Source organism: Microbacterium sp. NPDC097977 (assembly GCF_040302605.1).
Classification (GTDB): domain Bacteria; phylum Actinomycetota; class Actinomycetes; order Actinomycetales; family Microbacteriaceae; genus Microbacterium.
Map to the genome: position 1 here is coordinate 1 of NZ_JBEOUR010000069.1, position 17,253 is coordinate 17,253.

Below are 17,253 nucleotides of genomic sequence, written 5' to 3' on the forward strand. Positions count from 1 at the left end.
CCGCCGACGCGCCTCCCGCCACAGCCGGATGAGCAGGAGGCGCGAGCGCAGCGCCGCACCGACACCTCGAGGCCGTGACGACGACGCGTTGGCATCGTGAACCCGCCGCAGCACGCTCACCTTCTCGACATGCCCGAGAAGACCGGCCGTGTTCGCCGCCGTCGCGATCCACAGGTCGTGTGATTCGCGGAGGTACGCGGGGAAGGGCAGCACGAGGGCGAGCGCATCGCGGCGCAGAGCCATCGCGCACCCGAAGTACGGGGCGTCTCCGGCGAGGATCCGCAGCTCGTTGCGCACGCGCCTGCCGTCGTCGGAGTGGGAGAGCAGCCAGGGGCGTCCGGTGAGCGGCGAACGCAGGGGTTGCCCCGAGTCGAGCAGCAGGAGGTTGGAGGCCACGACCGCGTGAGCATCCGTCGCCGCGACGAGGGCCTCGAGGCGCCCGTCCGTCCACAGGTCGTCCTGGTCCGAGAGCAGGACGACGTCGCCGGTCGCGAGTCCGATCGCTCGCTCGAACGATCTCACGTACCCGCGATTGGCCTGGTTGCGGTGCACCACGATCCGCGGATCCCCGATGGCTTCGATCTCGTCGACGGTCGCGTCCGCGCTCGCGTCGTCGACGACGACGATCTCATCGTCGGGACCCAGCTGAGCGAGGATCGATGAGAGCTGTGCGACGACGTATCGCGATCCGTTGTACGTCGCCATGCAGACGCTGACGCGGGACGCGCTCATGATCGGATGTCTCCTTCGGGGTCGGAGGGGGTGCCGGTCGTCGCAGTCGAGGCCCGCGGAGGAGAGAGGCCGACCCTGCTCGCGAGAGCGATGCATCCGAGGAGCGTCGCCGTCTCGCTCACGGCGAATCCGATCGCGACGCCGGTGGTCCCCAGGGTCGAGCCGAGAACGACCATCATGGCGACGCCGACGACGGCGGCGACCATGCTGACCGCGAGCACGAAACCGTCACGCCGTGCCGGGATGAGGATGTTGCGGATCAGCGGCGTCGACATCGTCACGGAGATGAAGGCGATGCCGAGGAACTGGAAGGCAGTGGGATCGCCCTGCTTGTCGGCACCGAAGAGCACGCCGCTGAGCAGAGGCCCGAAGACGGCGAGGACCACCCACCCGATGGCGGCGATGACACCCATCACCGCGAAGGAGGCGAGGTTTCGGGCCCTTCGGCTGCCGGCGTCCGTCGTCTCGAGCACCCACCCCTGCAGTGCGTTGCCCGCCGCGGAGACGCCGAGGGTGCCGTAGCGGTAGATGCGATCGCTCGACGCGTAGGCGGCGACGTCGACGGGAGAGGCGATGAGACCCGCGACCGGCACGGGGGCGTTCTGGTACAGGCTCCCGATCGACTCGACGCCCCATGCCGCTTTCATGTCGCCGACGTCGGAGCCGAGCCGTGCGAGGCCGGGCCACGGAGGCCAGAGGCGCCTCAGCACGCGGCGGTGGAACGCGAGAGTCCCGAGCACGATCGACAGGCTGAGCAGGATGCCGTACCAGAGGACGTCCTGAGTGATCAGCACGACGGCGATCGCCACAGCGGTCGCGATGCCTCGGGGAACCACTTCGTACCAGAGCGCGATGCTCGGTGACGAGACCCCGACCGCGTACCAGCTGAGTCCGATGCCGTTGAGGGCACCGGCGACGGCGAAGGCGGCCGCCACCGACCACGACGACGAGGGCGAGATGAGCGATGCGATCACGGCGCTGAGCAGCGAAGCGACCACCACCACCGCAGCGCGGATGTAGAACGAGCGTCCGTACAGCTCTCTGCGTTCGTCGTCCGACTCCGCCATCGCGACGAGAGGCGTTCCGAGGATGTTCCATCCGACCAGGCCGATGGCGCCGGCGAACGTCCCGACGCCGAGGCCGATGTTGAGAGCGGTCCAGTCGTCGGTGGTGGATGCGCGGGACATGAAGGGCAGCGCGATGAGCGGCAGCACCGATGCGAGGAACGGCAGGGTCGAGAAGCCGAGCAGTCGACGCGCGAGGGTGCCCGCGGGCGACGGGCGTGCGGTGCGTTCGCGCGTCATCGCAGAGAGCCGATTGGCGGGAGCGCTGACTGGGCGGTCGCCTCGATCGAGCACGGCTGAGGGAGGGCCCGGGGCATGCAATCATCCTATGGCCTCGCGTGGACCGCACGCTGAGAGCCGGTCCTCGGGGGAGCCGTGCACGCACGGCCCACCGGCACGGGTCGCCTAGACTTGAAGCGATCCGACGAGCTCCTGTGAGGAACGATGGTGTACACGCCCGGTCGTGGAGCGATTGTGCTCGCGGCATACGATCCCGACCCTGAGCTCTTCGCTCGGCAGATCGGGTCGCTCAGATCCCAGACCGTCACGAACTGGGAGTGCGTCATCACGGTCGACGGAGACGATGCGACCGTGCGGCGGGTGCTCAAGGACACCGCAGGCGGCGACGATCGATTCCGCGTCCTCGCGGACGGCGAGCGGCTCGGCTTCTACCTCAACTTCGAGCGCGGACTGCGCGCGGTCGACCCGGGCGTCTCGTGGGTGGCCCTGTGCGATCAGGACGACTTCTGGTACCCCGAGAAGCTCGAGCTCCTGCTTCCTCATCTCGCGGGAGCGGCTCTGGTCTCGGGGCAGGCGCGATTGGTGACCTATCCCGGAGAGGACGTCACAGGTCGGACCGATCGACGGGATCTGGGGCCGGCCATGACTCTGCTCAACAACCAGTTCACCGGGTCGCTCTGCATCCTTCGCGGCGACCTGGTCGCACCGTCGCTTCCTTTCCCCCGCATGTCGACCAGGGCTGCAGCACACGACCATTGGATCGCAGCTCTCGCCAGCGTCACAGGGGGTACGCGGATCGTCGATGCGGTGGTCCAGGACTACGTCCAGCACGACAACAACGTCTTCGGGGATCCGAGCCGGCTGGGATCGGGCTCTCCTCTCGCGGCGATCGCCACCGCGTGGCGCAGTGCGCGTGCCTTCACCGAACGTTACGAGGGGTCATCCGACCCCGTGGCGATGCTCAGGATGCTCTTCCGGGTGTATGTCGGATGGCGACAGCTGGTCGCCGAGACGGTCGCGGCGCGCACGGGCGATCCGTCCACGCAGATCAGAGGCTTCGGCAGCGAGCGTCGATTCTGGCCGACGGTGCGACTGCTGCGGCGAGCACGGAGGAACGGACACGTGGCCCCTCGATTCGTCGCGGAGTATCTCGCGAGCTGGGTCGCGGGGGCCCTGATCGGCGGGCGCTCGCGCACGAGGGCCTGAGGGGCAGCCCTGCAGTTCTAGCGGCGGCGCGTCGTCCGCGTGGACCAGCTGATCTGCTGCGCGGCGGCCTGGACCGTCGCCGGAGCCCGACCTCCACGGCCGCGGAAACCGTCTGCGACCCCACGCCAGAGCACCGCCAGCATCCGCCGACGAGGCCGAGCGGAGGCGGCGACCACCGCGAAATACGCGAGATCGACGGCCAGGTCCGCGAGCATCCGACCCGGTGCCGACCGGAGATACCGGCGCGTGAGGATCAGTCGGTTGCGCATCCGGTAGTAATAACGGAACGGCGTGCTGACCATCGTCGTGATGGTCAGCGGGAGAAGCGGGAACGGTGCGAGAGCCACCGGGCTTCCCAACTCGTGGTCGATGCGCGTGGGCGCGGCGATGATCCGGAGTCCGCGAGAGAGTGAACGCAGTTCGAAATCCGTGTCGACGAGATCGATGAACAGCGATTCGTCGAAGGGACCCAGCGACTCGAATGCTGCGCGCGGGATGAGCATCCCCGACTGGATGACCCGATGAGCAGGTGCGAGCGCCTCGTCCGAGCGTGCTTGCCTGACCTGGGCGAACTCCGCGGGAACGACCGCCGAGACCCGAGGCTGAGCGGTCGAGACCCGCTCCCACGTGTCGCGAAGGATGTCGATGGTGTCGGACGTCGGCGTGGAATCCTGATCGAATGTCACGACGGTCTCCGCGCCGGCGTCGTAGGCGACGGTCATCGCCGCATTGAGAGCGGCAGCGATCCCGTCGTTCGTCGGACGGCGGATCACCGTCGCTCCGAGGTCGAGCAGCGCGGGGAACACCTCGTGAGGATCCGATCCGCCGTCGTCGACGACGACCACGGGATGCCGGGAGATGAATCGGCGCACCGTCTCGATCAGGGCGATCGGGGGAGTGAACGTGCTGAATACGAGAGTCGGCTCACTCATCGTCGCGGCTCTGAGGGCGGTCGACGACCAGCGCGCGAAGCTCGGCGACATCGGCCTCCAGCCGGTCCTGCGCGAGACGGGCGATCGCCGCCTCCTCTGCCAACCGGCGCAGGCGTTCCTCGCTTCGCGTCAGCTCCCACGAGAGGTGGAGCGAGACGGCGAGGAGAAGGGCGATCGCGAGGGTGAAGATGAGGTTCGCGGGAAGCTGGAAGCCGAGAGCGATCGTGAGCCATTGCAGGGCTGCGGGGAAGATCCCCAGCAGCAGCGCCGCGAGGCCGATCGCCAGCCAGAGGACGGCGTACTTCTCGCGCAACTGGCGTCGCAGGAGCATGGCCGTGACGCTGACGACGATGATGAGGCCGAGCGCGAGCGCTCCGAAAGAGATCATGCGCGACCCCGCATCGGACGGCGGACGACCGCGAGGGTCATCGCGAAGATGGAACGTGCGAGGTAGATCGCCGACCCCACGAACCCTTGGCTGGGGTTTCCCGACATCCGCGGACGCATGGCCACGGGGACCTGGGTGACGGTGAGGTCCGCATGGAGCGCAGCGACGAGGCTGTCGATCGTGTCGCCCAGATACTCCGCGGGGAAATAGGAGACGTACTGATCGATGGCGCGCCTGTTCGCCGCTCGGAATCCACTGGTGACGTCGGTGAGCTTCGTGCCGGCGATCCGCGAGATCGCTCCGGCGAGGAACACCATGGCCCATCGCCGGGGACCCCTCGCCTGGTACGACCCGACGTCGGCGAAGCGGGCGCCGATGGAGATGTCCGCAGAGGACAACCCCTCCAGGATTCTGGTGATGTCCTCGGGATTGTGCTGACCGTCAGCGTCGACCTGGATCGCCCTGTCGTACCCGTGACGCTGCGCGTACGCGTAGCCGGTGCGCATCGCGCCGCCGACCCCCATGTTGTAGGGGAGCGTCAGCACGTCTGCTCCGGCGGCCCGCGCGACCATACCGGTGGCATCGGTCGATCCGTCGTCGACCACGACGATATCGGCGCCGGGAAGGGTGGACCTGATCTCCGTCACCGTGGTGCCGACGTTGTTCTCCTCGTTCCAGGCGGGCACGATGATGATCAGTCGTTCACTAGCCGAGCCCATGGCGTCCATTCTAAGGGCATCGGCGCTCCCGCCCCCGGTCGCTCGGCTCAAGGGATCGGCGTGCCGAACTGGTAGCTGCTCCGGTAGGCAGCGGGCAGATCCACGACTGTCGGCCACTGGGGAGCGGCGAGCCTGAGGAGACTGGCGGAGGACTGCACATGCCGCAGCACGCCCTTGTCGACGAAATACGTCTCGGGAGAGCCCAGCGTCACGAAGGTGCGGTCCGCGAGCAGCGGTGCTCCGACTGCGAAACCGCTCCTCGTGTCCGTGCTCCAGGAGAAGAAGTAGAGGGGGCGGTTGCCGTTGGCCTCCTGCAGCCGCTGCTGGCTGCGGAGGTGCCGCAGCTGGTTCCCCTGGAGGAGGTAGACGGCGTCCGCGCCGGGAGTCTTCACCAGCACGGCCTCGCCGACCGCGCGCCCCGTCTTCGGGATCGAGGAGCACAGGGAGGCGGGCAGCGGGGTGATCGTCGTTCCGGCCGGCGCGGTCTGCACACGTGTCAGACCTCCGCCGTCCACGACATACTTCACGTCGCCGCACGCGACCACTGCGGAGAACTTCGCACCGACGGGGGCGTTCTTCGCGAGGGTCCCGCTGGGCACGACACCCGCATCCCGGATCCCGGCATCGCGAGCGAGTCCCCAGGTGGGGAGGTGGATGATCTCGGCACCGGTGCCGGCGATGTAGACGTCGGGGGAGCCGTATTCGCGCACGGTCATGCCGGCGGGGAGGATGGCGACTCCCGTCGGGATCGCGGCGGCGTTCGCCGCCGGGATGGTGGCGACGTACGCGCGATCCGCGGCGCTCTGCTGCGCCCATGCGTACGGGTTGACGATGTGGCGCTTGGTGCCGTTCTCCCAGCGGAAGAATCTGTCGTCTCCCTCGGCCTTGAAGTAGGCGCCGACGGCGGTTCCGGTGCGGAAGGAGTCGATGAGCGACGCCCCGAGCGATGTGTACACGGCCATGTTGAAGCCGAGCCTGGTCACCTGATCCGCGGCGGTGAAGTGGTGCTTCGACCCGTCGGGTTCGAGCAGGTACATCCCGCCGTCCCTGGCATCGCGGACGAAGCGGGTCGCCGTCCCCGCGTTGGTGAGGGCCGCGACCGTGCCCGGATCGCTGGTGTGGTACCAGCCGAGAACGGCCATGTACGCCTGCAGATCCGTGCTGGTGGTGATGTGGTACTTGCGCTTGCCCGTCACGAGGTAGATCTCGTTGGCGTTGCTCGCCTTCACGAGTCGGATCGTGGGCACCTGCGTCGACCCGAACCAGTCGGTGAAGTACTGGTAGAAGTTGCGGTTCCCGTGCGCGGAGCACGCGTCGCCCTCGCCGTAGCCTGCGGCCAGCGCGGCGCGGTTCGGCTGGTACGGCGTGTAGTAGTAGAGCGCCGAGGTCGCGACGTTCTCGATGTAGACGGGGCCTCGGCCGCAGCTCGCCTGAGGGTTGTAGAGGATGTTCCAGGTCTTGCCGGGGGCGTAGTAGGTGAAGTACCGACCCTCGGCGTAGATCTTCATCTGACGTGCGGCGCCGTACACCTGGTAGAAGAATCCGGCGTAGGCCGGATCGCACCCGGCCGTGTCAGGGCATCCCTGACCCATGGCCGTGCGGAACCTGGCCTCGCTCGGGTAGGCGCTGGTCACCAGGCTCTGCTCCTTCTCGAGCATCGTGAGAAGGACCTGCGGATTGATGCCGCACGACTGCGCGACCTTGTAGATGATGCTCGACGCGTATTCGCTGTACCCGGCCGTGTAGCCGTTGCAGTACGCGTCCGCCTTCCTGTTCGGCGTGTGCTGCGAGTAGCTCTTCAAGCAGGCGTAGCTCGACCTGCACACCTTCACCTTCGAGTCGAGGAAGGTGTTGATGTCCGAGACCGTCATCGTCGAGCTGTCGAAGAAGACCTCGTCGGCGATGATGTTCCCCGGGCGGAACTTAGAGAGGTCCGCGGTCTTGCGGATGGACGAGTCGACCACCCCGGCGGTGCTCGACGCCGGGGCCTGCGACGCTGCCACTGCCGCCACTCCGCCGGAGAGCGGTGCCGTGGCGGCGCCGGCGGGAGCAGCCACGAGAAGGGAAGCGGCGACGACGACAGCCGCCGCGCTCGCGATGAGGGCGCGCAGGTGGGGGAAGATTGAGCCGGTCACTTGCTCATTGTGGCGGAAATGTACAGATGTTGCCACTGTGATTCGTGTGACGCAAGTCAACATGCCGTGGATCCCAACCTCTCGGGCAGGATGTGGCACGATATGGGGGTGAAAGGCATAATTCTCGCTGGCGGTTCCGGTACCAGGCTGCACCCGATCACGATCGGCATCTCCAAGCAGCTCATCCCCGTGTACGACAAGCCCATGGTCTACTACCCGCTGTCGACGCTGATGCTGGCAGGGATCCGGGACATCCTGATCATCACCACGCCGCACGACGCGGAGCAGTTCGAGCGTCTGCTCGGCGACGGCTCGCAGTTCGGGGTGAACCTCACGTTCGCGCAGCAGCCCTCCCCGGACGGACTCGCGCAGGCCTTCGTGATCGGCGCCGACTTCATCGGAGACGACAAGGTAGCCCTCGTCCTCGGCGACAACCTCCTCTACGGCCCGGGACTCGGAACGCAGCTCAAGCGCTACACCGACGTCGAGGGCGGTGCCGTGTTCGCCTACTGGGTGGCCGAGCCCAGCGCCTACGGCGTCGTCGAGTTCGACGCGGACGGACGCGCGGTCTCGCTCGAGGAGAAGCCCGAGCAGCCGAAGAGCAACTACGCCGTGCCCGGTCTCTACTTCTACGACAACGACGTGGTCGAGATCGCCCGCAACCTCGAGCCGAGCGCGCGCGGCGAGTACGAGATCACCGACGTCAACCGCGCCTACCTCGAGCGCGGGACGCTCCAGGTCGAGGTGCTGCCCCGTGGCACGGCCTGGCTCGACACCGGGACCTTCGACCAGATGTCCGACGCCGGAGACTACGTGCGCACGATGGAGCGCCGCACGGGTCTGCGTATCGGCGTGCCGGAGGAGGTCGCCTGGCGACAGGGCTTCCTCAGCGACGACGAACTGCGTGCACGCGCGCAGAAGCTCGTGAAGTCCGGCTACGGCACCTACCTGCTCGACACCCTGGAAAGAGGTCGCTGATGTCGAACATCCTCGTCACCGGAGGGGCCGGCTTCATCGGCTCCAACTTCGTCCACTACGCCGTGGAGAACACCGAGCACACCGTCACGGTGCTCGACGCGCTCACCTACGCCGGCAACCGCGCATCGCTCGCGGGACTGCCCGAGGACAGAGTGCGCTTCGTGCAGGGCGACATCACGGACGCCGAGCTCGTCGACCGCCTGACCGGCGAGGCGGACGCGGTGGTGCACTACGCCGCGGAGTCGCACAATGACAACTCGCTGCACAGCCCCCGCCCGTTCCTCGACACGAACATCGTCGGCACGTACACGCTGCTCGAGGCCGCACGCAAGCACGAGACCCGCTTCCACCACATCTCGACCGACGAGGTGTACGGCGATCTCGAGCTCGACGACCCCGAGCGCTTCACCGAGCAGACTCCGTACAACCCCTCGTCTCCGTACTCGTCGACCAAGGCCGGCAGCGATCTGCTCGTGCGCGCCTGGGTGCGCTCGTTCGGGGTGCAGGCGACGATCTCGAACTGCTCGAACAACTACGGGCCCTACCAGCACGTGGAGAAGTTCATCCCGCGTCAGATCACCAATGTGATCCGTGGCATCCGCCCCAAGCTCTACGGCGCGGGCGAGAACGTCCGTGACTGGATCCACGCGAACGACCACTCGTCCGCGGTGCTCACGATCCTCGAGAAGGGCCGGATCGGCGACACGTACCTCATCGGTGCGGACGGCGAGCGCAACAACAAGGATGTCGTCGAGCTGATCCTCGAGGAGATGGGTCAGCCGCGCGACGCGTACGACCACGTCACCGATCGCGCAGGGCACGACCTCCGCTACGCGATCGACTCGACCAAGCTGCGCACGGAGCTCGGCTGGGCGCCGGAGTTCGCCGACTTCGAGTCGGGACTCGCCGCGACCATCCAGTGGTATCGCGACAACGAGGCATGGTGGGCTCCTGCGAAGGATGCGACCGAGGCCTTCTACGCGTCGAAGGGACAGTGACCGACCGTGGGTGAGATCGCGTTCGGCAAGAAGCTGGGCATCGTGGAGACCGGGATCCCCGGGCTCGTCGTCTTCGACCTCCCGGTGCACGGCGACTCGCGCGGCTGGTTCAAGGAGAACTGGCAGCGCGAGAAGATGACCGCACTCGGCCTCGACGACTTCGGCCCCGTGCAGAACAACATCTCGTTCAACGACGCTGTCGGCACCACCCGCGGCATCCACGCGGAGCCCTGGGACAAGTGGGTCTCGGTCGCGACCGGGCGGATCTTCGGGGCCTGGGTGGACCTCCGCGAGGGCCCGACGTTCGGCGCGGTCTTCACCGCCGAGATCGACCCCTCGAAGGCGATCTTCGTGCCGCGCGGAGTGGGCAACTCCTACCAGACGCTCGAGCCCGACACCGCCTACGCGTATCTCGTGAACGACCACTGGTCGCCGGAGGCGTCGTACTCCTTCCTCAACCTCGCCGACGAGACCGCCGCGATCGCCTGGCCGATCGATCTCGCAGACGTCGAGATCTCGGAGAAGGACCTCGCGCATCCGCGTCTGGCGGATGTCACCCCGATCAGCGCGAAGAAGATCCTCGTGGTGGGCTCCGGCGGGCAGCTCGGGCGCGCGCTGCGCGACGAGTTCGGCGCCGCCGACCACATCGAATGGACCACCCGTGCGGAGTTCGACCTCGGCGATTCCGAGCTCCGCACCACGCGGCGGTGGCGGGACTACGACGCGATCGTGAACGCGGGCGCGTACACGGCCGTCGATCTCGCCGAGACCGCGGAGGGGCGCCGTGACGCATGGGCGGCCAACGCCTCGGGACCGGCGCGTCTGGCCGCGATCGCCGCCGAGTACGGCGTCACGCTGGTGCATGTCTCGAGCGACTACGTGTTCGACGGCACCTCGACCCGCCCCTATCTCGAGGACGACGTGCTCTGCCCGCTCGGCGTGTACGGGCAGTCGAAGGCGGCGGGGGATCTCGCCGTGGCCACGGCGCCGCGCCACTACATCCTGCGCACCTCGTGGGTCATCGGCGACGGCAAGAACTTCGTCAGGACGATGGCATCGCTCGCCGAACGGGGGATCGACCCGAACGTCGTGGACGACCAGCGCGGGCGCCTCACATTCGCCTCGGAGATCGCCCGCGCGATCGCGCATCTCCTCCGCACGCGCGCGCCGTACGGCACGTACAACGTCACCGGGTCGGGGGAGCCCCGCACGTGGGCCGAGCTCGCGGGAGACATCTTCGCGCTCACCGGAGCGGATCGTGCGCGGGTCTCCGGGGTCAGCACCGAGACGTACTTCGCCGGTGCGACCGGGCCCGTGGCGCCGAGGCCGCTCAACAGCGTCCTGGATCTCTCGAAGCTCGAGGCCACAGGCTTCGTCCCGCGTGACGCGGGCGAGCAGCTGAAGGAGTACCTGGCGTCGTGAGCGCGTCCGCCACGGCGGTCGCGACCTCCCGGGCGTCTGCGCGCACGCGCAGATTCCGCACGGACATCCAGGCTCTGCGGGCTGTCGCGATCGGTCTGGTGGTGCTCAACCACCTCTGGCCCGATCGCGTGCCCGGCGGATACGTGGGCGTCGACGTCTTCTTCGTCATATCCGGATTCCTCATCACCGGCCATCTGCTCTCCGAGACCGAGAGCACGGGTCGGGTGCGTCTCGCGGCGTTCTACGCACGCCGCATCAGGCGTCTGCTGCCCGCCGCGCTCACCGTCGTGTTCGTGACTCTTCTCGGCGTCTGGCTGCTGCTGCCTTTCACCCGGTGGACCGACAACGCGGTGCAGGCGCTGGCCAGCGTCTTCTATGTGGAGAACTGGACCCTCGCCGCGCTCTCGGTCGACTACTCGGCCCACAATGCCGCCTCCAGCGCGGTGCAGCACTACTGGTCGCTGTCGGTCGAGGAGCAGTTCTACCTCGTCTGGCCTCTGCTCGTGCTCGCGGCCTCCGCGGCCGCCGTGCGCGCGGGCAGAGAGAGCGGTCGCCGACGTCTGCTGTTGATCGTCGTGGCGACGGTCGCCGCCCTCTCCTTCGCCGCGGCGGTCGCCTACACCGCGGGATCGCCGGCGCAGGCGTACTTCGTGACGTTCACGCGCGCATGGCAGTTCGCTGCCGGAGCGGCGATCGCCCTCCTGCCGTGGGGTGTCCTCGGCCGGCTCAATGCCGTCGCCGCAGCGATGCTCGCCGTCGCCGGTTTCGCCGGCATCGCGGTCGCCGCGTTCGTCTTCGGGCCGGAGACCCCGTACCCGGGCGTCGCCGCTCTGCTCCCCGTGCTCGCGACCGTCGCCGTGATCGTCGCGGGTACCGGTCGTCGAGCCCCGCTCTGGGGAATCGCGCGGCTGACCGACGCCAGGCCGGTGCAGTGGGTGGGAGAGGTCTCGTACTCGCTGTACCTGTGGCACTGGCCCTTGATCGTCCTGACGCCCTTCGTGATCGGCGCGCCCCTGTCGCTGTGGTCGAGGATCGGCATCCTCGCCGTCGCGCTCGTCCTGGCCTGGGGGAGCCGGCGCTGGATCGAGGTCCCCGCGCAGCGCGCGAGGTGGTGGCGTGGCACCGGACGCGCCTTCGCGGGCGCGGGGGCGATGATGGCGGTGGTGTCGCTCGTCGCGCTCCTGCTCCTGGGCGGGGCGGCGTCCCGCACGGCGACGGCCGAGGCCGCGCAGGACCCCGGAGGTGCCTGCGTCGGAGCGGCGGCACTCGCCGATCAGGCGCGGTGCGATCCTTCCGCGCCCGTCCTCGACCCGGTCGTGACCCAGGCGGATGCCTATTTCGCCCTCGCGCCGGAGTGCGGAGACCTCGGCGACGATCTCGTGTTCGACGGACGGCAGACGACGCGCGAGTGCGATTTCTCGGACGGCGGAGCGGGTCCCCGGGTATGGCTGGTCGGGGATTCGCACGCGGAGCAGTGGCAGGCGGCCGTCTTCCCCATCGCCCGCGAAGAAGGATGGCAGCTGACCATCAGCTCCTTCCCCGGCTGTCCGCCGGCGGATGTGGCGTTCGTCGGTTTCGACTCCGCCTGGGGCCCGGCCGACTACCTGAGGTGCCGCGACTGGTCGGCGGCCCTGTCCGACGAGGTGGCCGCCGAGAGACCGGACCTCGTCATCACCTCGATGGCCGCACGCCAGCAGCTGATCGATGACGGGAGCGGACGCCCGATGCAGGAGCAGTTCGCGGAGGGGCTCCGGCGCACGTGGAGTCGCTGGACCGAGTCGGGCAGCGCCGTCGTCGCCATCGCGGACACCCCGCTCAACGGGGATGTCCGCGATCTCGACTGCCTCCTGCTGAATCCGCAGTCGCCGGACGCGTGCGCCGTTCCGCGCGCAGCGGCGATGCCCCCCGATCCCGTCTCCCTCGCGGCGAAGGATCCGCTGGCAGGTCTCTGGTCGGCCGATCTCACCTCCCTGCTCTGCGACGAGACCGACTGCTTCGCGGCGGTCGGCGGCGAACCGGTCTTCTATGATGCCGACCACCTGAGCAGCGTGTACGCATCCACGCTCAGCGACGCTCTGCGCGACGTCGTCGACGACGCCCTCGAGGCGTCGTCCGGCGCGCAGCCCTGACCGATCGGGTGGCCGCCCCTCTGCGATAGTCTCGAGGGAACCCGTCTCCGTCACCCGAAGCGGCGGAGAATCCACGCAGCGGCCGAGCGAGCCGGCAGGAGTGCCTCCATGCGACCCGAGACGACGTCGGCGGTGCCTTCGCACCGTGCGGACATCGACGGGCTGCGGACGCTGGCCATCGTCCTCGTCGTCGTCTATCACGTGTGGCTCGGGCGGGTGTCCGGGGGAGTCGACGTCTTCCTCATGGTGTCGGCGTTCCTGCTCACCGGATCGCTGGCCCGTCGTGCCATCACCGGTGCGCCCCTGGCTCTCGGCGCCTTCTGGACCCGCCGCTTCCGGCGCCTCGTGCCCGCTGCGGCGGTGACGCTGCTGGCGGTTCTCGGAGCCGCGTACGCGTTCATGCCTCCCTCGCAGTGGTCGCGGATCTGGAACGAGAGCCTCGCGAGCCTGTTCTACGTGCAGAACTGGCAGCTGGCGTTCTCCGAGGTCGACTACTACGCCCGTGACAGCGCCGAGACCAGCCCGCTGCAGCATTTCTGGTCGCTGTCGGTGCAGGGGCAGGTGTTCCTGCTCTGGCCGGTGCTGATAGGTGTGGTGGCGCTGCTGCTGCGCCGGCGTCGCGATCTCATCCGGGCGGTGCTCGTCGCGGTGTTCCTGGTGATCTTCGTCTGGTCGCTGTGGTTCTCCGTCATCGAGACGCGCGACGCGCAGGCGTTCGCCTATTTCGACACGCGGACGCGGCTCTGGGAGTTCGCGGCCGGGTCGCTCCTCGCTCTGCTGCTGCCGCTGATCCGCATGCCGGCGGCAGCGCGGGCGGTGCTGGGCTGGGCCGGGCTCGCGGGCATCGTGCTCTGCGGCATCGTCCTGGACGTGCGCGGGGGATTCCCCGGATACCTCGCGCTCTGGCCCGTCCTGTGCACCGCCGCCGTCATCGTCGCGGGCTCGGGGGAGCAGCGCGGAGGACCCGCGGCACTGCTCGGGTCGCGACCGCTGTCATCGCTCTCATCGGACGCCTACGCGCTCTACCTCGTGCACTGGCCGATCCTCGTGATGTGGATGGTCGTCGCGGAGACCGACCGTGTCGGCCTCGTCGAGGGGGCGGTCATCATCGGGATGTCGCTCATCGCCGCTCGGCTGCTGTCCCGGGGGGTCGAGCGGCCCCTTCGCGGGCCCTCCCGCACCGACCGCCCGACGGTCATCCGCGGTGTCGCCGTGATCGCGGCATCGGTCGTGGTCGTCACGGGGGCGACCGCGGGGTGGCGGTGGATGGAGCAGACGCGCACCGCCGAGTTCGCGGCCGCGGCCGCCGATTCCGACTACCCCGGGGCGTCGCAGGTCGAGGTGGCGTTCGAGATCGCCGACCTCGATGCGCCGATGATCCCGATCCCGACGGAGCTGAACGCAGAGTGGGCGGCGGTGGGACCCGCGTGCACCGGCAGATTCGCACCGAGAGACGCCGTGCTCGAGGGAACGTGCAACCAGAGCGAGGACGCGGCGGACGCGGCGATGCGGATCCTGGTGATAGGCGACTCGCACGCACAGCAGCTCTCCGCCCCGCTGATCGCCCTCTCCGAGGACCGGGATCTGGCGATCATCACGATGCTGCGCGGCGGCTGCACGGCGGGCCTCGCGGAGGAATCCCGCAGCCCCACCGAGGCGTCGTGCGAGCCGTGGGCCCGTGCCGCTCTCGACTATGCGAAGGCCATCTCGCCTGACGCGGTGTACCTCGTGGTGACGAGAGCGGACGCCCAGGAGCCCGAGCGCCTTCTGCACGGCATCGAGGAGGCGGTCGACGAACTGCGCGCGGCGGACATCCCGGTGATCGGCGTCCGCGACAACCCACGGTTCGACTTCGACATGTACGAGTGCGCGGTCGACGAGTCGCGCGGCTGCGAGGTGCCGAGGGAGCTCGTGCTCGCCGAGGAGAATCCCTCGTCCGTGTTCGCGGACGCCGTCACGACGGTGGATTTCACGCCGTGGCTGTGCCCCTGGGACGTCTGCCAGGCGGCGATCGGCAACATCGCGGTGTACATCGACGACAACCACCTGTCCCGCAGCTACGCGCGCACCCTCTCGCCGTTCCTCGAACGAATTCTCGCGGATTCGGGCCACCTGCCGCCGCCCTCAGCTTGATCGCACCGAGCGCCAGCTAAAATGTGTGAACGCGTGCCCGTCACGGCCCGCGAACCTCGTCACGTCGGTCAGCATCAGGAAAGTTGCATCAATGGATCTCCTCGTCGTCGGGTCTGGCTTCTTCGGACTCACCATCGCTGAACGCGCAGCCGCCGCCGGCCGGAAGGTCACGGTCATCGACCGCCGTCACCACATCGGCGGCAACGCCTACAGCGAGAACGAGCCGGAGACCGGGATCGAGGTGCACCGTTACGGCGCACACCTCTTCCACACCTCCAACCCGACCGTCTGGGAGTACGTCAACCGCTTCACGACGTTCACGAACTACGTGCATCGCGTCTACACGAACCACAACGGCATCGTGTTCCCGCTGCCCATCAACCTCGGCACGATCAACCAGTTCTTCAACGCCGCGCACACGCCGGACGAGGCGCGCGCGCTGATCACCGAGCTGGCGGGGGAGTTCGACCCGAAGTCCGCGCAGAACCTCGAGGAGCGCGGGATCGGACTCATCGGACGCCCGCTCTACGAGGCGTTCATCCGGGACTACACGGCCAAGCAGTGGCAGACCGACCCGCGCGACCTCCCGGCCGAGATCATCAGCCGACTCCCCGTGCGCTACACCTACGACAACCGCTACTTCAACGACACGTGGGAGGGACTGCCGACCGACGGCTACACCGCGTGGATCGAGCGCATGGCCGACCACGAGAACATCGAGGTCAAGCTCGAGGTCGACTTCTTCGACGAGTCGCAGCCGCTCAACAAGAAGGCCACCGTCGGGCAGGTGCCGATCGTCTACACGGGTCCGGTCGACCGCTACTTCGACTACGCGGAGGGGGAGCTGTCCTGGCGCACGCTCGACTTCGAGGAGGAAGTGCTCCAGACCGGCGACTTCCAGGGAACGCCGGTGATGAACTACGCCGATGCGGGCGTCCCCTACACCCGCATCCACGAGTTCCGTCACTTCCACCCGGAGCGGGAGGACCGTTACCCCAAGGACAAGACGGTGATCATGCGGGAGTTCTCCCGCTTCGCGACGCGCGACGACGAGCCGTACTACCCCGTCAACACCCCGACGGACCGCTCGGGCCTCCTGGCATACCGTGAACTGACCAAGGGTGAGAACGACGTCCACTTCGGCGGACGTCTCGGCACCTACCAGTACCTCGACATGCACATGGCCATCGGGTCTGCGCTGTCGATGTGGAACAACGAGCTGGCCTGACGGGACTCCCCATGACTGAGAACACGAGAACGAACACCGACTTCGTCGCCGTCAATCACACGGTCTTCCCCACCGAGGGCGTGGCCGAGGTCTCGGCCCTCTACGTCGACACCGGCTCCGGAGACGGCTCCCAGCCCGGAGAGGCGTACGAGATCGTCGGGCGTCGCAGCATCCGTGTGTACGCGCACCGCCGCGTCTCGCTGAGCACCTACTTCAACGCGTTCCCGGCCAGCTACTGGCAGCACTCGACGAACGTCCGTTCGGTCCGTCTCGTCGCATCGGTCGAGGGCAAGGGACTGATCTCGGTGTACAAGTCGAGCGCCCGTGGACGCGCATCGGCGCTCGCCTCGAAGTCGTTCTCCGACGAGACGGTCACCTTCGACCTCCCGATCACCTCGTTCATCGACGGCGGCTCCTACTGGTTCGACATCGCGGCCGGGAACTCCGATGCGACGCTCGTCTCCGCCGAGTGGCAGGTCGCGGCTCCCGAGGACTGGACGCCCGGCAAGACGACGGTGGGCATCACCACCTTCAACCGCCCGTCGTACTGCCTGAACCAGATCATCGCGGTGGGGCAGAACGAGCACGTGCACGATGTCCTCGATCGCGTGATCGTGGTGGACCAGGGCACCGATCTCGTCTCGGATCAGCCGGGTTTCGACGACGCCGCCGCGGCGCTCGGCGACAAGCTGGAGGTCCTGCGTCAGCCGAACCTCGGTGGCTCCGGCGGATTCTCGCGGGCCATGCTCGAGTCGCTGGGCTCCGAGGAGAGCCGGTACGTGCTGCTGCTCGACGACGACGCGATCTCCGAGCCGGAGGCCATCGTGCGGGCCGTGCGCTTCGCGGACTTCGCGATCACCCCGACCATCGTCGGCGGCGGCATGCTGCACCTCGACGACCGCTCCGTCCTGTACACGCAGGGCGAGGTGTGGGATCAGCGCAAGTCCTG

The 17,253-nt window shown here is 68.3% G+C and carries 14 protein-coding genes; 8 read left to right on the forward strand and 6 right to left on the reverse strand.

Going from position 1 to position 17,253, the window contains the following annotated elements; genetic code table 11:
- On the reverse strand, window positions 1–732 hold a 732-nt coding region (locus ABTZ43_RS13895), incomplete at its 3' end, for a glycosyltransferase (RefSeq protein ID WP_350539262.1).
- Window positions 729–2,036: a lipopolysaccharide biosynthesis protein gene (locus ABTZ43_RS13900; protein ID WP_157550932.1), complete on the reverse strand. Its 1,308-nt coding sequence runs from the start codon at window positions 2,034–2,036 to the stop codon at window positions 729–731. The genes ABTZ43_RS13895 and ABTZ43_RS13900, both read right to left, overlap by 4 nt.
- A gap of 204 nt (window positions 2,037–2,240) precedes the next feature.
- Here ABTZ43_RS13900 and ABTZ43_RS13905 point away from each other — a divergent pair, with 204 nt between their 5' ends.
- Window positions 2,241–3,242, forward strand: coding sequence for a glycosyltransferase (locus tag ABTZ43_RS13905; protein WP_350539263.1), 1,002 nt, complete (start codon window positions 2,241–2,243; stop codon window positions 3,240–3,242).
- Between the two features lie 17 nt (window positions 3,243–3,259).
- Here ABTZ43_RS13905 and ABTZ43_RS13910 read toward each other — a convergent pair whose 3' ends face one another.
- The 4 genes from ABTZ43_RS13910 to ABTZ43_RS13925 are packed head-to-tail and all read right to left on the reverse strand — an operon-like array spanning window position 3,260 to window position 7,416.
- Window positions 3,260–4,174 (reverse strand): glycosyltransferase, encoded by a 915-nt coding sequence (locus tag ABTZ43_RS13910; protein ID WP_188042371.1) that lies wholly within the window; start codon window positions 4,172–4,174, stop codon window positions 3,260–3,262.
- Window positions 4,167–4,562, reverse strand: a complete 396-nt coding sequence (locus tag ABTZ43_RS13915) for a DUF2304 domain-containing protein (RefSeq protein ID WP_149423319.1) — start codon at window positions 4,560–4,562, stop codon at window positions 4,167–4,169. Before ABTZ43_RS13915 ends, ABTZ43_RS13910 begins: the two co-directional genes overlap by 8 nt.
- Window positions 4,559–5,281: a glycosyltransferase family 2 protein gene (locus ABTZ43_RS13920; RefSeq protein WP_056419401.1), complete on the reverse strand. Its 723-nt coding sequence runs from the start codon at window positions 5,279–5,281 to the stop codon at window positions 4,559–4,561. The genes ABTZ43_RS13915 and ABTZ43_RS13920 overlap by 4 nt, the downstream gene beginning before the upstream one ends.
- A 47-nt stretch (window positions 5,282–5,328) precedes the next feature.
- Window positions 5,329–7,416 (reverse strand): LasA N-terminal domain-containing protein, encoded by a 2,088-nt coding sequence (locus ABTZ43_RS13925; RefSeq protein WP_350539264.1) that lies wholly within the window; start codon window positions 7,414–7,416, stop codon window positions 5,329–5,331.
- A gap of 108 nt (window positions 7,417–7,524) precedes the next feature.
- Between ABTZ43_RS13925 and rfbA the strand changes: the two genes are divergently transcribed.
- From rfbA to ABTZ43_RS13960, 7 genes are all read left to right on the forward strand, one after another.
- Window positions 7,525–8,394, forward strand: coding sequence for a glucose-1-phosphate thymidylyltransferase RfbA (rfbA, locus tag ABTZ43_RS13930; RefSeq protein WP_253385839.1), 870 nt, complete (start codon window positions 7,525–7,527; stop codon window positions 8,392–8,394).
- The gene (rfbB, locus tag ABTZ43_RS13935; RefSeq protein ID WP_149423317.1) at window positions 8,394–9,392 is read left to right on the forward strand and encodes a dTDP-glucose 4,6-dehydratase; all 999 of its coding nucleotides are present in this window, start codon (window positions 8,394–8,396) and stop codon (window positions 9,390–9,392) included. The genes rfbA and rfbB overlap by 1 nt, the downstream gene beginning before the upstream one ends.
- Before the next feature lie 6 nt (window positions 9,393–9,398).
- Entirely contained in the window at window positions 9,399–10,814 is a 1,416-nt protein-coding gene (locus ABTZ43_RS13940; RefSeq protein ID WP_350539265.1) for a sugar nucleotide-binding protein, read from the forward strand.
- Window positions 10,811–12,943: an acyltransferase family protein gene (locus ABTZ43_RS13945; RefSeq protein WP_350539266.1), complete on the forward strand. Its 2,133-nt coding sequence runs from the start codon at window positions 10,811–10,813 to the stop codon at window positions 12,941–12,943. Before ABTZ43_RS13940 ends, ABTZ43_RS13945 begins: the two co-directional genes overlap by 4 nt.
- A 108-nt stretch (window positions 12,944–13,051) precedes the next feature.
- Window positions 13,052–15,076 carry an acyltransferase family protein gene (locus tag ABTZ43_RS13950; RefSeq protein ID WP_350539267.1) on the forward strand — a complete coding sequence of 675 codons (2,025 nt, stop codon included), beginning with the start codon at window positions 13,052–13,054 and terminating at the stop codon, window positions 15,074–15,076.
- A 91-nt stretch (window positions 15,077–15,167) separates the two neighbouring features.
- Window positions 15,168–16,304: a UDP-galactopyranose mutase gene (gene glf / locus ABTZ43_RS13955; protein ID WP_149423313.1), complete on the forward strand. Its 1,137-nt coding sequence runs from the start codon at window positions 15,168–15,170 to the stop codon at window positions 16,302–16,304.
- Between the two features lie 11 nt (window positions 16,305–16,315).
- On the forward strand, window positions 16,316–17,253 hold a 938-nt coding region (locus ABTZ43_RS13960), incomplete at its 3' end, for a glycosyltransferase (RefSeq protein ID WP_350539268.1).

Excerpts from the sequence above, each read along its gene's own strand:
- ABTZ43_RS13905 (WP_350539263.1), top strand. The coding sequence starts at position 2,241 with ATGGTGTACACGCCCGGTCGTGGAGCGATTGTGCTCGCGGCATACGAT.
- rfbB (WP_149423317.1), top strand. The coding sequence starts at position 8,394 with ATGTCGAACATCCTCGTCACCGGAGGGGCCGGCTTCATCGGCTCCAAC.
- ABTZ43_RS13920 (WP_056419401.1), bottom strand. The coding sequence starts at position 5,281 with ATGGGCTCGGCTAGTGAACGACTGATCATCATCGTGCCCGCCTGGAAC.
- ABTZ43_RS13950 (WP_350539267.1), top strand. The coding sequence starts at position 13,052 with ATGCGACCCGAGACGACGTCGGCGGTGCCTTCGCACCGTGCGGACATC.
- ABTZ43_RS13915 (WP_149423319.1), bottom strand. The coding sequence starts at position 4,562 with ATGATCTCTTTCGGAGCGCTCGCGCTCGGCCTCATCATCGTCGTCAGC.
- ABTZ43_RS13900 (WP_157550932.1), bottom strand. The coding sequence starts at position 2,036 with ATGACGCGCGAACGCACCGCACGCCCGTCGCCCGCGGGCACCCTCGCG.
- ABTZ43_RS13910 (WP_188042371.1), bottom strand. The coding sequence starts at position 4,174 with ATGAGTGAGCCGACTCTCGTATTCAGCACGTTCACTCCCCCGATCGCC.
- glf (WP_149423313.1), top strand. The coding sequence starts at position 15,168 with ATGGATCTCCTCGTCGTCGGGTCTGGCTTCTTCGGACTCACCATCGCT.